The sequence below is a fragment of the Nocardioides sp. genome (assembly GCF_047607185.1).
Lineage (GTDB): Bacteria > Actinomycetota > Actinomycetes > Propionibacteriales > Nocardioidaceae > Nocardioides.
The window spans coordinates 1-14,746 of the sequence record NZ_JASGDQ010000120.1; the positions used below are offsets into that span (position 1 = coordinate 1).

The 14,746-nt window shown below is 70.8% G+C and carries 18 protein-coding genes and 1 tRNA gene; 9 read left to right on the forward strand and 10 right to left on the reverse strand.

Annotation, left to right across the window (positions count from 1 at the left end; all coding sequences use genetic code 11):
- The 3 genes from QM595_RS13740 to QM595_RS13750 form a co-directional block, all read left to right on the forward strand.
- Positions 1-451: acyl-CoA dehydrogenase family protein (locus QM595_RS13740; RefSeq protein WP_415172133.1), on the forward strand; the 451-nt coding region annotated here is incomplete at its 5' end.
- 61 nt (positions 452-512) lie between these two features.
- Positions 513-1,727 (forward strand): acyl-CoA dehydrogenase family protein, encoded by a 1,215-nt coding sequence (locus tag QM595_RS13745; RefSeq protein WP_415172134.1) that lies wholly within the window; start codon positions 513-515, stop codon positions 1,725-1,727.
- An 11-nt stretch (positions 1,728-1,738) separates the two neighbouring features.
- Positions 1,739-2,275, forward strand: a complete 537-nt coding sequence (locus tag QM595_RS13750) for a nucleosidase (RefSeq protein ID WP_415172135.1) — start codon at positions 1,739-1,741, stop codon at positions 2,273-2,275.
- Between the two features lie 163 nt (positions 2,276-2,438).
- On the opposite strand, the gene QM595_RS13755 is transcribed toward QM595_RS13750, so the two are convergent.
- From QM595_RS13755 to QM595_RS13780, 6 genes are all read right to left on the reverse strand, one after another.
- Positions 2,439-3,008 (reverse strand): LysR family substrate-binding domain-containing protein, encoded by a 570-nt coding sequence (locus QM595_RS13755; protein WP_415172136.1) that lies wholly within the window; start codon positions 3,006-3,008, stop codon positions 2,439-2,441.
- A gap of 110 nt (positions 3,009-3,118) precedes the next feature.
- A complete protein-coding gene (locus tag QM595_RS13760; RefSeq protein WP_415172137.1) occupies positions 3,119-3,715 on the reverse strand; it encodes an HAD family acid phosphatase in 597 nt (198 codons plus the stop codon).
- A 75-nt stretch (positions 3,716-3,790) separates the two neighbouring features.
- A complete protein-coding gene (locus QM595_RS13765; protein WP_415172138.1) occupies positions 3,791-4,816 on the reverse strand; it encodes a hypothetical protein in 1,026 nt (341 codons plus the stop codon).
- Positions 4,817-4,905: 89 nt separating this feature from the next.
- Positions 4,906-5,247, reverse strand: a complete 342-nt coding sequence (locus tag QM595_RS13770) for a tyrosine-type recombinase/integrase (protein ID WP_415172139.1) — start codon at positions 5,245-5,247, stop codon at positions 4,906-4,908.
- Between the two features lie 66 nt (positions 5,248-5,313).
- The gene (locus QM595_RS13775) at positions 5,314-5,472 is read right to left on the reverse strand and encodes a hypothetical protein (protein WP_415172140.1); all 159 of its coding nucleotides are present in this window, start codon (positions 5,470-5,472) and stop codon (positions 5,314-5,316) included.
- 251 nt (positions 5,473-5,723) lie between these two features.
- Positions 5,724-5,808 (reverse strand) — tRNA-Leu (locus tag QM595_RS13780).
- Between the two features lie 65 nt (positions 5,809-5,873).
- Here QM595_RS13780 and QM595_RS13785 point away from each other — a divergent pair.
- A complete protein-coding gene (locus tag QM595_RS13785; protein WP_415172141.1) occupies positions 5,874-7,178 on the forward strand; it encodes a M20/M25/M40 family metallo-hydrolase in 1,305 nt (434 codons plus the stop codon).
- A gap of 75 nt (positions 7,179-7,253) precedes the next feature.
- Here QM595_RS13785 and QM595_RS13790 read toward each other — a convergent pair whose 3' ends face one another.
- Both QM595_RS13790 and QM595_RS13795 read right to left on the reverse strand, forming a co-directional pair.
- A complete protein-coding gene (locus QM595_RS13790) occupies positions 7,254-7,472 on the reverse strand; it encodes a DUF5703 family protein (RefSeq protein ID WP_415172142.1) in 219 nt (72 codons plus the stop codon).
- Between the two features lie 15 nt (positions 7,473-7,487).
- Positions 7,488-8,435 (reverse strand): aldo/keto reductase, encoded by a 948-nt coding sequence (locus QM595_RS13795; RefSeq protein WP_415172143.1) that lies wholly within the window; start codon positions 8,433-8,435, stop codon positions 7,488-7,490.
- Between the two features lie 93 nt (positions 8,436-8,528).
- Between QM595_RS13795 and QM595_RS13800 the strand changes: the two genes are divergently transcribed.
- On the forward strand, positions 8,529-9,350 hold the full coding sequence (locus QM595_RS13800) for an undecaprenyl-diphosphate phosphatase (RefSeq protein ID WP_415172144.1): 822 nt from the start codon (positions 8,529-8,531) through the stop codon (positions 9,348-9,350).
- On the opposite strand, the gene corA is transcribed toward QM595_RS13800, so the two are convergent.
- Positions 9,351-10,331: a magnesium/cobalt transporter CorA gene (gene corA, locus QM595_RS13805; RefSeq protein ID WP_415172145.1), complete on the reverse strand. Its 981-nt coding sequence runs from the start codon at positions 10,329-10,331 to the stop codon at positions 9,351-9,353.
- 33 nt (positions 10,332-10,364) lie between these two features.
- Here corA and QM595_RS13810 point away from each other — a divergent pair, with 33 nt between their 5' ends.
- Genes QM595_RS13810 through mshC form a run of 4 tightly spaced genes read left to right on the forward strand, consistent with a single transcriptional unit; the run spans position 10,365 to position 13,662 of the window.
- Positions 10,365-11,066 carry a histidine phosphatase family protein gene (locus QM595_RS13810; protein ID WP_415172146.1) on the forward strand — a complete coding sequence of 234 codons (702 nt, stop codon included), beginning with the start codon at positions 10,365-10,367 and terminating at the stop codon, positions 11,064-11,066.
- Positions 11,067-11,088: 22 nt separating this feature from the next.
- Positions 11,089-11,634: a DUF3090 family protein gene (locus tag QM595_RS13815; RefSeq protein WP_415172147.1), complete on the forward strand. Its 546-nt coding sequence runs from the start codon at positions 11,089-11,091 to the stop codon at positions 11,632-11,634.
- On the forward strand, positions 11,631-12,410 hold the full coding sequence (locus QM595_RS13820) for an SCO1664 family protein (protein WP_415172148.1): 780 nt from the start codon (positions 11,631-11,633) through the stop codon (positions 12,408-12,410). Before QM595_RS13815 ends, QM595_RS13820 begins: the two co-directional genes overlap by 4 nt.
- A gap of 13 nt (positions 12,411-12,423) precedes the next feature.
- Positions 12,424-13,662: a cysteine--1-D-myo-inosityl 2-amino-2-deoxy-alpha-D-glucopyranoside ligase gene (gene mshC / locus QM595_RS13825; protein WP_415172149.1), complete on the forward strand. Its 1,239-nt coding sequence runs from the start codon at positions 12,424-12,426 to the stop codon at positions 13,660-13,662.
- Positions 13,663-13,892: 230 nt separating this feature from the next.
- Here mshC and QM595_RS13830 read toward each other — a convergent pair whose 3' ends face one another.
- Positions 13,893-14,741, reverse strand: a complete 849-nt coding sequence (locus QM595_RS13830) for a PAC2 family protein (RefSeq protein WP_415172150.1) — start codon at positions 14,739-14,741, stop codon at positions 13,893-13,895.
- Positions 14,742-14,746 lie beyond the last annotated feature (5 nt).

Here is a 14,746-nt window from a genome sequence, read left to right on the forward strand (position 1 = left end):
CGAGGTCGCCGAGGACGCCGTCCTCGGCGACCTCGACGGCAGCACCTACACCGAGTGCGTCAGGCTCTCCCGCCTCGCCTGGTGCGCGCTCGCGCTGGGCACCGCGCAGGCGGTCCTCGACTACGTCACCCCCTACGTCAAGACACGAGAGGCCTTCGGCGAGCCGATCGCCCACCGGCAGGCGGTGGCCTTCATGGTCGCCGACATCGCCATCGAGCTGGAGGCGATGCGGCTGGTGACCTACAAGGCCGCCTCCCGGGTCGCCCAGGGCATCGACGCCACCCGCGAGATCGCGCTGGCGCGCAAGCTCTGCGCCGACAAGGGAATGCGGATCGGCCTCGACGGCGTCCAGCTGCTCGGCGGCCACGGCTTCGTCAAGGAGCACCCCGTCGAGCGGTGGTATCGCGACCTGCGGGCCATCGGGATCATGGAAGGCACGGTGCTGGTGTGAGCGAGCGGACAATCCAAGGCAGCGCCCCGCAGAGGGCGCGCGAGCGAAGCGAGTGCGTGTCGTGACGATCAACCTCGAGGACCCGAAGCGGCTGCGCCCGCTGCGCGACCAGGTGCACCAGGTCGCCATGAACATGCTGCGGCCGATCTCGCGCAAGTACGACCTGGCCGAGCACGAGTACCCCAAGGAGCTCGACATGCTCGCGGCCATGGCCGACGGGCTGGCCGAGTCCGGGGCCGGCGAGGGCGCCGGCGCGACCGGCGTACGGCGAGACGGCGGTGGCGACGACAAGACCGTCAAGAACGGCTCCAACATGGCCTCGGTCATGTCGGTGGCCGAGATGTGCTGGGGCGACGTCGGCCTCACCCTGGCGATGCCCCGCCAGGGCCTGGGCAACTCCGCCATCGCCAGCGTCGCCAACGACGAGCAGCTGGAGCGCTTCAAAGGCACCTGGGCCTCGATGGCGATCACCGAGCCGTCCTTCGGCTCCGACTCCGCCCAGGTGTCGACGACCGCCACCAAGGACGGTGACGAGTACGTCCTCAATGGCGAGAAGATCTTCGTCACCTCCGGCGAGCGCTCCGACTCCGTCGTCGTCTGGGCCACGCTCGACAAGAGCCTGGGCCGGGCCGCGATCAAGTCGTTCGTGGTGCCCAAGAGCACGCCCGGCCTCAAGGTCGAGCGGCTCGAGCACAAGCTCGGCATCCGCGCCTCCGACACCGCCGTGATCACCTTCACCGACTGCCGGGTGCCGGCCGCCAACCTGCTCGGCTCGCCCGAGATCAACGTCAGCGAGGGCTTCGCCGGCGCGATGGCCACCTTCGACAATACCCGCCCGTTGGTGGCCGCGATGGCCGTCGGCTGCGCCCGGGCCGCGCTCGACCTGACCCGCGAGCTGCTGACGAAGGCCGGCGTCACGATCGACTACGACCGGCCGGCCGTCACCCAGTCCGCCGCGGCGGCCAGGTTCCTGCAGCTGGAGGCCGACTGGGAGGGCGCCTACCTGCTGACCCTCCAGGCCGCCTGGATGGCCGACAACCGCCAGCCCAACTCGCTGCAGGCCTCGATGGCCAAGGCGAAGGCCGGCCGGGTCGGCTCCGACGTGACGCTCTCCTGCGTCGAGCTGTGCGCGAGCGTGGGCTACGAGGAGGGGGAGCTGCTGGAGAAGTGGGCCCGCGACTCGAAGATCCTCGACATCTTCGAGGGGACCCAGCAGATCCAGCAGCTCATCGTCGCCCGCCGGGTGCTGGGGCTGTCCTCCGCCGAGCTCAAGTAGTCTCACGCGCCGTGAGCGCGCTCATCGTCTCAGCGACCAGGACCGAGGCCGCGCACGTCCCGGCCGATCTCCCGCTGCTCGTCACCGGGGTTGGCAAGGTGGCTGCGGCCTCGGCCGTGGCTCGGGCACTGGCCGCCGACCCCACGATCGACGAGATCGTCAACATCGGCTCCTGCGGCGCGCTGCGCGAGGGGCTGTCCGGGGTCTTCGAGATCGGCCGGGTCCTCAACCACGACCTGTCTGCGGATGCCATCCGAGCACTCGGGTACGACGTCGAGGACTGGCTGACCCTCGGCGATGCGGCGACCACGCTGGCCACCGGCGATCTGTTCGTCACCGACCCGGCGGTGCGCGACCGCCTCGCCCAGCGGGCCGACCTGGTCGACATGGAGGGCTTCGCGATCGCCTGGGCGGCCCGCGAGGCCGGGGTGCGCTGCCGGCTGGTCAAGCACGTCTCGGACAACGCCGACGAGACGGCCTTGGACTGGGTCAGCGCCGTCGACCGGTCCGCCCGCGACCTTGCCGGCTGGCTGGTCGACCATCTCTGACGATGGCCCTGTGGATGCAGGCCGCGTGGGCAGTTGGCAACGCCGTCGACGCCAGCCGGATCGACGCCCGCTTCGACGAGTTCGCGGGATCGGCGCGATGCCGGTCGCGCCGGCCATCGTCGGGCCGCTGCTGCGGAGCCTGGTCCGGCGACCTCGGCGCGAGTCAGTCGCGTGAGGAGTTGACCGTCCGGCCGCGCACCACGCCGACGAAGGCCTGCGTGCACTCGTCGTCGCGGTCGCGGAGCCAGGCCAGGCCTACCTGGGTCGGCGGCAGGTCGGCCACCGGCACCGCGACCACGTCCTTGCGGTGGTGAAGTCGCGCCACGGACATCGGCACGATCACCACGCCGGTGCCGGCGGCGACCGTCTCGATGGCCGTTTTCTCGTCCATCTCCGGCCAGCGCAGCTGCTCGGCCGAGGGGTTCCAGCCGGACTGGTGCGGCCGGACCAGCTGCTCGCTGTCGAGGTCGGCCAGGGTCACCTCGTCGGCGAGCGAGAGGTAGTGCTCGCGGGAGACGACCACGACGGGGACCTCCTCGTAGAGCGGGATGAGATGGAGTCCGTCGCGCTCGACGGGAAGCCGGACGATCGCCATGTCGACCTCACCGTCGCGCAGCGCGGTCTCCTGCCGATCCTGGCCGAGCGGGACCAGCTCGAGCGGCTCGCGGCGACGCTCGCGCCAGCCGCGCGCCCACTTGTCCGGCGTCGCGCCGGTGACGAACCCGATCCTCACCCGGGACAGCCTAGAGTCCCGGCGTAACCATCGGTGCGTGCCATCGTTGTGGACTTAGTGGCGTGGTCGGCCGGGGCGATGGGGCGCTCCGGCCGACCACGTTCGTCACGTCAGCCGAGCAGGCCCCGGTAGCCGGGCAGCCGCACCTTCCGCTCGTAGTCGCCACCGACGAAGTCGGTGCCGTGGTTGCCGATGTTGAGGATGAAGGTCCAGCCCTCGTCGACGTACGCCGCGCGGCAGCGCTGCTTGCCGTCGACGATGGCCTCGCCCAGCTTGCGGCCGCAGGCCGACTCGTAGTCGTAACCGGCCGCTGTCAGCGCCGGGGTGACCTCGTCGAGGGTGTCGTCGTAGCGGCCGGTGACGAAGATGACCGCGACGCCCAGCTTGGTGGCGCGCTTGGCGAGCTTGAGCGTGCGACCGACCGGCTTGGGCCAGGCGTAGTGCGAGGCCAGCGAGGTGTTGTCGATGTCGAGCACGATCGCCAGTCTCTTCTCGCCGCTGGCGACCCGCTCGGCGAGATAGGCGCCCGGTTGGGCCTTCGCGTAGGCGGCGCGGACGTCGGCCTGCCACTGTGCCTTCGACGGCAGCCCGGTCGCGCGCGCGGCCGGGGCGCTGTCGGTCGTCGGCGGCATCGCCTGGGCGGGTGCGGCGGGGAGCGTCAACGGGGCGAGGAGGGGGAGCAGCAGGGCGAGGGCAACGGTGCGCATGGGGTCAGTCCATCAGATCGCGAGACAGCGGGACCAGTTCGGGCGTCCAGCGCCTGTTCGGGATGGGCACGGAGGTCATCCTCCTCCGGGGAGGTCGATGGCTCGGTCGGTGGCGGGGAGGTCGTACACGTGGGTGGCCCGGGTGCAGGTCAGGGTGTCGACGTTGCATCTGATGACGACCGATTGGGTGCCGTTCTGGTTGGACATCGACATGAGGAACTCCTCGGGACTGACCCAGTCGGTCTCCTCGATCGGGTGGATCTTCGCGTCCGGGGGGAAGCCCGACAGGGTGCCCCTGGTCTCGTGCTGGGTGCCTTGGGTGTCGAGGACGTCCATTTGTTGGCTGACCCAGGTGTTGCCGTCATTGGAGGCGGTGAGCAGCCGGGTGCCACACAGCCGTCCCTTCTCGCTGAGCCCATCGGCCGTGACTGTCGAGACGATCGAGCAGCCCTTCCTCCAGCGGACGAACGAGTCCGAGCCGAGGCCGAACTTGCCTGGGTAGGGGCCGAGGTCGGTCGCGGCGCCGGTGAGCGGGTTCCACAGGGCTGCCCTCTGGTCGGTGCCGTAGACGATGCCCACTGAGGTCCAGTGGATGAGGATATTGGCATCGGCGGGCAGACTGGCGATCACCTGTCCAGTTGCCAGGTCGATCACGTCCGGACCGTCTGCGAAGAGCGTGCCGTCGGGGGAGACCAGTGCCTCCTGGACGTAGTGATCGCTGCTTTCCGCAGGCAGGGTCCTCGCCTGCCCGTCAGGCGAGATGATCTGGTATTCGGTGCGTAGTGGGTCGCTGCTGGTCTGGGCGAGGATGAGCGTGCCGCCGGTGACTGTGCCGACCAGGCCGGCCTGGTCGAGGTCGAGGTCGAGAGCTGAGCCGTCGGGAAGGTGGAGCGAGGTGCCGACCAGGAACGGGATCTCGGGCGGGGGACCTGCCGGGAGTCGGCTGGCCCAGGCGAACGCCGCGGTGTAGGGATCTTGTGTTGCCAGAGTCGTCGGGGCGCCAGCCGAACCATGATGGTGCGGGCGTACGCGTCGCGGAGCCCTTCGTCGTGGACCCGGTCTGACCCGTGCGTCGCCAACGACACGCTCACCAGCCGACATCGCCAGCAGCCAAGCACGAGGCGCCCGCCTCAGGGTCGCTCCCGAAGGCGGGCGCCTCACCATGCCCTCTTGACAAACTCACCTACATATCAGTGGTCACGCATCGAGTGCTTGGGCTTGAACAGCTTCTTCAGCCACGAAGGTGTCTCGGACTGCCCGTCCTCGCCCTTCCGCTTCCACGCCTTATTCACCCTCAGCGTGCGGTGCTCCAGGTCGACGTCGCCGACCCACAGCGCGCCGATCTCGCTGAACCGTAGGCCCGTCCCGACAGTCACCCGAAGCACGTCCGCGTCTCTGCCGGCCAGTTTGGCCGCAGCTGCGAACTCCGCTTCGGAGAGAAACCGCAGCTCGGCCTGGGACTGCTTGACCCGGCCCGCTTCGGGGCCGTGCGGCACACGGGTTGACGCCGAGGAAGCCCTGCTCGACGGCATAGTTGAAGACGCCGTACAGCAGGCCGTGGCAATTGGCCTTGGTCTTCAGCGAGCGCTTCCAGTCGATCAGCCACGCCTGATGTCGGCCTCGCCGATCGAGGTCACCGGCCGGGCGAAGGGGAAGGTGCCGCGGACCTCGATGTCGCCGGCGGCGCCACGAACGCGGACGAAGCCCTCGCACTTCACCCAGCCGTCAGGCCAATGCTGGCCCGCGGCGTCGACCATCTTCTTGAAGCCCTCGGCACGGGGCTAGGTCTGCTCATCGGTGCCCGAGCCGAACGTCTCCTGCTCCTGGGGACCACCACGGGCGGCGCCTGGGCGCCAAGAGCACCCGCACCGAAGTGCCGCCGTCGTCCCGCTTTCGCTGCTCGATCCAAGCCATGTCACGACCTCCGAGTCGTCGGCCGGTGCCCCTGGGACATTCAGGCTAGGCCCGAAATGATGAAACCCCCAGGTCACCCTGGGGGTTTCACTCGTGCGCGAGGGGGGACTTGAACCCCCACCCACTATACGTGGACTAGCACCTCAAGCTAGCGCGTCTGCCTATTCCGCCACCCGCGCGAGTGCGGAGGGAACGTTAGCATTGTGATGCGGGTGAGACGAATCGGGACGCATAGGGTGGGGACATGGCCAACCTCGATCCCGCCGGGGAGGTCGTGGACATCTGCCGCGACCTGATCCGCATGGACACCAGCAACTTCGGGGACGGATCGGGGCCGGGGGAGCGGAAGGCCGCCGAGCACGTCGCGACGCTGCTCGACGAGGTCGGCATCGAGTCGCGGCTCTACGAGTACGAGCCCGGCCGGACCTGCCTGGTCGCCCACTGGGGCGGCGGCCGGCGGACCGACGGGCTGCTGGTCCACGGCCACCTCGACGTCGTACCCGCCGAGGCGAGCGACTGGCGGTTCGACCCCTTCGCCGCCGAGGTCGAGGAGGGCTACGTGTGGGGCCGCGGCGCGGTGGACATGAAGGACTTCGACGCCATGCTGCTGAGCGTGGTGCGGGCCCGGCAGCGCGCCGGCCGGGCGCCGGAGCGACCCGTCACGCTGGCGTTCCTGGCCGACGAGGAGGCCGGCGGGCACAAGGGCGCCGAGCAGCTGATCAAGGCCATGCCGGAGGAGTTCGAGGGCATCACCGAGGCGATCGGCGAGGTCGGCGGCTTCTCGACCACGGTGCGCGGCCGTCGGCTCTACCTCATCGAGGCCGCCGAGAAGGGCATGGCCTGGATGCGGCTCACCGCCCGCGGCACCGCCGGCCACGGCTCGATGATCAACCACGACAACGCGGTCACCAGGCTGGCCGAGGCGGTGGCCCGGATCGGCGCCCACGAGTGGCCGGTCCAGCTCACCCCGACGATGCGTACGCTGCTGGCGGCGATCGCCGAGCTCGCCGGCACCGAGGCGACGCCCGACAACGCCCAGCAGCTGATCGAGGAGCTCGGCCCGGCGGCCCGGATGATCGGCGCCACCCTGCGCCACGTCAGCAACCCGACGATGCTCGGCGCCGGCTACAAGGTCAACGTCATCCCCACCGAGGCCACCGCGCACGTGGACGGCCGGTTCCTGCCCGGCTACGAGGACGAGTTCTTCGCCACGCTGGCGGAGCTGTGCGGCGAGGGCGTCGAGATCGACTTCGTGTCCCGGCAGCGACCCTGGGAGACGCTGTACGACGACACCGCGATCGCCGACGCGATGACCCGCTCGCTGCTGGCCGAGGACCCCGACGCCCGGGTGGCGCCCTACCTGATGAGCGCCGGCACCGACGCCAAGCACTTCGGCAAGCTCGGCATCCGCACCTACGGCTTCGCGCCGCTGCGGCTTCCCGACGACCTCGACTTCACCGCGCTCTTCCACGGCGTCGACGAGCGGGTCCCGGTCGATGCGCTGGAGTTCGGGGCGCGGGTGCTCGACAGGTTTCTCGACCTGGCCTGACCAAGGGGGCGATCCGGGACCTCTCGAGGGGCCATCCGGGACCTCTCGGCGGGCCATCTGGGACCTCTCGGCGGGTCAGGCGGTGCGCACCGCCCGGATGATCTTGCGGCGCAGGACGACCCGGCGCTTGCCGTCGGCGGTGATCCGCACCCGGTCCAGCACCCAGCCGCCGTGCTCGGCGCGCTCCACGAGGAGCTTGGTCACGGCGCTGCGTTTGAGCTCTCGGGAGAAGGTGACCGTGTCGAACTCCCACTCGACACCGGGACGGGGCGGGCGGCGGTCGACAGCGGTCATGGATTCTCCTTCGGTCTACTCGGCTGAGACGTCGTCCAGTGCGGCAGCGAGCTCGGCAGGCAGGGTCAGCTGCTCGACGGCGAGGGCGAGCCGGAGCTGGTCGGCGGTACGGGCGCCGAGGATCGGCGCGGTCACGCCCGGCCGGTCGCGGACCCAGGCCAGCGCCACCTGCAGCGGCGCCCAGTCGAGCCCGTCGGCGGCCTTCGCCACCGCCTCCACGATGCCTCGGCCCCGGTCGTCGAGGTAGGAGTCGACCCGGCCGGCAAAGTCGCGGTCGGCGCCGCGGGAGTCCGACGGGGTCCCGGTGCGGTACTTGCCGGTGAGCACCCCACCGGCCAGCGGCGACCAGGCGAGGATGCCCAGGCCGAGCGCCTCGGCGGCCGGTACGACGTCGTACTCGATCTCGCGGGCGAGCAGGGAGTACTGCACCTGGGTCGAGGCCAGCACCGCCCGGCCCGGCACCGCGCGCTGCCAGGTCGCGGCCTGGGCGGTCTGCCAGCCGGTGTAGTTGGAGATCCCGACATAGGCGGCGCGGCCCGAGGTCAGCGCGAGGTCGAGCGCGGAGAGCGTCTCCTCGACCGGCGCCAGGTCGGACCAGACGTGCACCTGCCACAGGTCCACATGATCGGTGCCGAGCCGGCGCAGCGAGGCGTCCAGCGAGCGCAGCAGCGAGCCACGCGAGGTGTCGACCTCCCGGCGGCCGGCGCGACGCGAGATGCCGGCCTTGGTGGCGAGCACGACCTCCTCGCGGGCCACCACGTCGCCGATGAGCGAGCCGAGCAGCGACTCGGCCCGGCCGTCGCCGTACCCCGCCGCGGTGTCGACGAGGGTGCCGCCGGCCTCCGCGAAGGCGACCAGCTGGTCGCGCGCCTCATGCTCGTCGGTCGCCCGGCCCCAGGTCATCGTGCCGAGGCCCAGCCGCGAGACGCGGAGGCCGGTGGCGCCGAGCGAGCGTTGCTGCATGGGCCAGAACATAGCCGGACGTGTCGCGGAGCACGGCCCCGGGCACGCGGGTCGTCATGAATTGCTCGGCAGGCGGCCCTACGCTGATCGCCCGTGGACTACATCCAGGCGGTCGTGCTCGGGCTGATCCAGGGCCTTACCGAGTTCCTGCCGATCTCCTCCAGCGCCCACCTGCGCATCTACCCGGAGCTGTTCGGCTGGGGCGACCCCGGCGCGGCCTTCACGGCCGTCATCCAGATCGGCACCGAGGTGGCGGTGCTGCTCTACTTCTGGCGTGACATCTGGCGGATCGCCACCACCTGGCTGCGGAGCCTGTGGCGGCCGGAGCTGCGCGGCCATCTGGACTCGCGGATGGGCTGGTTCATCATCATCGGCTCGCTGCCGATCGTCGTCCTCGGGGTCCTTCTCAAGGACGTCGTCGAGAGCAACTTCCGCAGCCTGTGGATCATCGGCACCACGTTGATCGTGCTCGGACTGGTCCTGGGCATCGCCGACCGCTTCGGCCTCACCGACAAGGGCCTGAAGCAGCTCAGCCTGCGCGACGCGATCCTGATGGGCTGCGCCCAGGCGCTGGCACTGATCCCGGGCGTCTCCCGGTCCGGCGCCACCCTCTCGATGGGCCGAGCGCTGGGCTACGAGCGCGAGACCGCCACCCGCTACGCCTTCCTGCTCGCCATCCCCGCGGTCATCGGGGCGGGGATCTTCGAGCTCAAGGACGTGCCCGGGGAGGCCAACCCCTACGGGTGGGGGCCCACGATCCTGGCGACGGCGATCTCGTTCGTGGTCGGCTACGCCGCCATCGCCTGGCTGCTGCGCTATGTCGCCACCAAGTCCTACACCCCGTTCGTGCTCTACCGGGTCGTGCTCGGCGCCGCGACCCTGACCCTGGTCGCGACCGGAGTGCTGACGGCCTGACTACAGCCAGCCGGAGCGCTTGAACCACATCCACAGCCCCACCACGGCGCCGGCCATCAGCAGCAGCGCCATCGGATAGCCGAAGGTCCAGCCCAGCTCCGGCATGTGGGTGAAGTTCATGCCGTAGATGCCCGCGATCAGGGTCGGTACGACGACCAGGGCGGCCCCGGCGGAGATCTTGCGCATGTCGTCGTTCTGCTGCACCGAGATGCGGGCCAGGTGCGCCTCGAACGCCGAGGACAGCAGCGACTCCAGGCTGTCGGCCATCTCGGCGCACTGGTTGAGGTGGTCGAGGACGTCGCGGAAGAACGGCTGCATGTCCGGGTCGACGTGTTCCACCGCGCCGGTCGCGAAGCCCACCATCGGAGCCCGCAGCGGGACCACCGCCCGTCGTACCTCGGCGAGCTCGCGCTTGAGGGTGTAGATCCGCTCGGAGTCGCTGGTGCGGTCCTTGGAGAAGACCGAGGTCTCCACCTCGTCGACATCGGTCTGCATCTCCCCGAGCACGCTGAGATAGCCGTCCACCACCGCGTCGGCGACCGCCCAGACCGCCGCCGAGGGGCCCTGCGCGAGCTTGTCGGGCGTCGTCTCGATCGCGTGGCGGGCGGCGTCGAGCCGGCTGCCACGACCGTGCCGGACGGTGATGAGGTAGCCGGGGCCGAGGAAGCAGGCGATCTCGCCGGTCTCGACGGCGTCGTCCGCGTCGACGTACCAGAGCGTCTTCAGGACCAGGAAGAGCGCGTCGCCGTACCGCTCCAGCTTCGGCCGCTGGTGCGCGGTCACCGCGTCCTCCACCGCCAACGGGTGGAGCCTGAAGGCGGTGGCCACCTCGTCGAGCTCGCTATGGCTGGGGGCGTAGAGGCCGAGCCAGACGAAGTCGCCTGGGCCGCTCGCGCCGGCGCGGAGCTTGTCGTACTCGTGTGGGTGGCAGTCCGGCTGCTGGCGGACGCCGCCGCGGTAGAGGGCGCTGTCGACGATCACACCCGAACGCTAGTGCTGGATAGGGTGGCGCGCATGGCGACAGTCGTCCTGGTCCGTCACGGCCGCACCACGGCCAACGCCTCCGGCACCCTTGCCGGCCGTACGCCGGGGGTCCGGCTCGACGACACCGGCCTGGGCCAGGCCGCCCGGACCGGGGAGCGGCTCGCCGCGGTGCCGCTGGCCGCGGTCGTGACGAGCCCGCTGGAGCGCTGCCGGCAGACCGCCCGGGAGATCATCACCCGGCAGCCGGTCGAGCTCAAGGCCCACGCCGAGCGAGCGCTCACCGAGTGCGACTACGGCGAGTGGCAGGGCCGCTCCCTCCGGGAGCTGGCCAAGGAGCCGCTGTGGAAGGTCGTGCAGCAGCAGCCCTCCGCGGCGGCCTTCCCGGGCGGGGAGTCGATGGCCGCAATGCAGGCGCGGTCGGTGGCCGCCGTACGACGCCTCGACGCCGCCATGGAGGCCCAGCACGGCCCCGACGTGGTCTGGGTGGCGGTCAGCCACGGCGACATCATCAAGTCGGTGCTGGCCGACGCCCTCGGTATGCACCTGGACCTGTTCCAGCGGATCAGCGTCGATCCGGCCTCGGTCTCGATCATCCGCTACACCGCCACTCGGCCACACGTGCTCGCCACCAACACCCATGCCGGCGACCTCGGCTGGCTGGCGGCCAAGCCGAGGCGTCGTCGGCGCGCCAGCGGCGACGCGGTGGTCGGTGGCGGGGCCGGACCGGGCTAGAGCCGACCCATAGGCTGGGCACATGCCCTCTGTCGTCCACGAGTTCGACCCGCCGGAGCGCTTCGTCGCGGGCGCCGTCGGCCAGCCGGGGGCGCGCACCTTCTTCCTGCAGGCCCGTACCGGTCGTCGGCTGGTCAGCGTGGCGCTTGAGAAGCAGCAGGTCGCGCTGCTGGCCGAGCGGGTCGACGAGCTGCTCGACGAGGTGATGAGCCTGGCCGCCTCGGTGGTGCCGGCGGTCGCGCCGCTCGCGCTCGACGACACCGCGCCGCTGGACCAGCCGATCGAGGAGGAGTTCCGGGCCGGCACCATGACGCTGTCCTGGGACGGCGACGACGAGCGGGTCGTCATCGAGGTCTACCCGATCGCCGAGGACGATGGGGACGAGGAGGCCGAGCCCGTCGAGGTGCTGCTGATCCGCATCGCCCCCGCGGCCGCGCGCGCCTTCGCCAACCGGGCGCTGCGGGTCGTGGAGGCCGGGCGCCCCGACTGTCCGTTCTGCGGCGGCCCGATCGACCCCGACGGCCACCTGTGCCCGCGGGCCAACGGCTTCAGGCGCCGCGATCCATGACGAATCCGTCGGCCGGGCACGAGGAGCTGGTCCTCACCGGGCGGGTGATGCCCGCCTCCAACGCCACCTTCGTCGGTGTGCTGTGCTCGACCTCGGGGGCAGACCTGGACGTGGTCTACAAGCCGATCGCGGGGGAGCGGCCGCTGTGGGACTTCCCCGACGGCCACCTGGCCTACCGGGAGGTCGCCGCCTACCTGGTCTCGGAGGCGCTGGGCTGGGACGTGGTGCCGCAGACCTGGCTCGGCGACGGCCCGCACGGGCCCGGCATGGTGCAGCGCTGGGTCACCGTCGACGAGGACCAGGCGGCGGTCACGATCGTGCCCGACGGCGAGGTGCCGACCGGCTGGCGCACCTCCTTCGAGGGGTACGACGACCGCGACCGGCCCGTCCGGCTGATCCACGAGGACAGCACGGCGATGCGGCGAATCGCGGTCTTCGACGTGGTCGTCAACAACGCCGACCGCAAGGGCGGCCACGTGCTGGAGGTGGCCGGCGGCCACCGCTACGGCATCGACCACGGCATCTGCTTCCACACCGACCCCAAGCTCCGTACCGTGCTGTGGGGCTGGGCCGGGTCACCGCTCACCGAGGACGAAACAGCCGGTCTGCGGCGGTTGCACGACGCGCTCTACGGCGAGGTCGGCGACGAGCTGGGGCACTGGCTGGCCGGCAGCGACCTCGATGCCCTCCTCGGCCGGTGCGAGACGCTGCTCGCGGCCGGCACGCTGCCCGAGCCCGATCCCCACCGCCACGCGATCCCGTGGCCACCCTTCTAATAGAGTTCGGGCCATGCGCGCCTGGCCTGCCCCCGATGTCCCGACGCTGACCGTCACCGGACCCGAGGTCGCGCTTCACGACACCGCGACCGGCCAGTTGGTGCCGGTCGTGCCCGAGGACGGCCATGCCCGGCTCTATGTCTGCGGCATCACGCCGTACGACGCCACCCACATGGGTCACGCGGCGACCTATGTCGGCTTCGACCTGCTCAACCGGGCCTGGCGCAACGCCGGCCACGCCGTCACCTACGCCCAGAACGTCACCGACGTCGACGACCCGCTGCTGGAGCGGGCCGCCAAGGTCGGCATCGACTGGGTGGAGCTCGCCGAGCGGGAGACCGAGCTGTTCCGCCAGGACATGACGGCGCTGCGGGTGCTGCCGCCGGCTCACTACACCGGCGCGGTCGAGTCGATTCCGCTGGTCATCGGGCTCATCGAGCGGCTGCGGGCCGCCGGCGCCGTCTACCAGGTCGAGGACGACCTCTACTTCTCCGTCGCCGCCGATCCCACCTTCGGCGAGGAGTCCAACTACCCCCGTGAGCTGATGCTCGAGATCTTCCCCGAGCGCGGCGGCGACCCGGACCGGCCCGGCAAGAAGGACCCGCTCGACTGTGTGCTGTGGCGCGCCGAGCGGCCCGGCGAGCCGTCCTGGCCCTCGCCGTTCGGTCCTGGTCGGCCCGGCTGGCACATCGAGTGCTCGGCGATCTCGCTGGAGCACCTCGGCACCGCCTTCGACGTACAGGGCGGCGGCTCCGACCTGGTCTTCCCGCACCACGAGATGTGCGCCGGTCACACCCAGGTCGCCACCGGAGAGCGGTTCGCGAAGGTCTACGCGCACGCCGGGATGGTGGCCTACGACGGCGAGAAGATGTCGAAGTCCAAGGGCAACCTGGTCTTCGTCTCGGCGCTGCGCAACAGCGACATCGACCCGATGGCGATCCGGCTGACCCTGCTGCGCCACCACTACCGCTCCGACTGGGAGTGGACCGACGCCGAGCTCTTCGACAGCGTCGACACCCTGGCCCAGTGGCGCAAGGCGCTGGCGCTCGGCAGCGGCGCCCCCGCCGGCCCGGTGATCGAGGACGTGCTGGAGGTGCTCGCCGCCGACCTCGACGCCCCGGCCGCCGTGGAGCTGATCCAGGGCTGGGTCGACGCCACCCTCGGTGTCGACGGCCTGGCCGACAACACCGACCACGACGCCGCCGGCCGCATCGCCGCTGTACTCGACGCCGCCCTCGGCCTCAGCCTCTGAGAAGCCCCCCCCACCCCCGCCGACTCGGCAGAAGTGCTGGTCTCAGGAGTGCCGAGTCGGCACTAGTGCTGGTCTCAGGAGTGCCGAGTCGGCAGAAGTGCAGGCGACCCACCAGCACTTCTGCCGACTCGGCGTCTTTCAGACCAGCACTTCTGCCGACTCGGCGTGTCTCAGACCAGCACTTCTGCCGACTCGGCGTGTCTCAGACCAGCACTTCTGCCGACTCGGCGTCAGGAATCCTCTTGCCGGCGCTTGAGGTACCGCTCGAACTCCCGGGCGATGGCCTCGCCGGAGGCCTCGGGGAGGTCGGCGGTGTCGCGGGTCTCCTCCAGCGCGCGGACGTACTCGGCGACGTCCTCGTCCTCCTCGGCGAGTTCGTTGACGCCGCGCTCCCAGGCGCGGGCGTCGTCGGGCAGGTCGCCGAGCGGGATGGAGACCTCGACGAGCTCCTCGAGCCGGTTGATCAGCGCCAGCGTCGCCTTCGGGCACGGCGGCTGCGCGACATAGTGCGGCACCGCCGCCCAGAACGACGCGGCCGCGAGATCAGCCTCCTCGCAGGCGTTCTGGAAGACGCCGACGATCCCGGTCGGCCCCTCGTAAGTCGAGATCTCCAGCTTGAGCCGGTCGACCAGCTCCGGCTCGGTGGAAGTGCCGGAGACCGGGATGGGCCGGGTATGGGGCGTGTCGGCCAGCAGCGCACCCAGCGTCACCACCAGCGAGCCGCCCAGGGTGTCGACCACGGCTAGCAGCTCGGCGCAGAACCGCCGCCACTGCATGTTCGGTTCCAGGCCGCGGATCAGGATGACGTCGCGGTCGAGTTCGGGGGGAGAGGCGATGGCGATCCGGGTGGTCGGCCAGGTGATCCGCCGCATACCCCGCTCGTCGTTGCCGACATAGGGCCGGTTGACCTGGAAGTCGTAGTAGACGTCGGGATCGATCTCGCCGATCACCCGCGCGCTCCACACCTTCATCAGGTGGTCGATCGCCGACGAGGCCGCGTCGGCGGCGTCGTTCCAGCCCTCGAACGCGGCGATGACGATGGGATCCACCAGATCCGCCGTTCCCTCCAGCTCGATCACGCCAC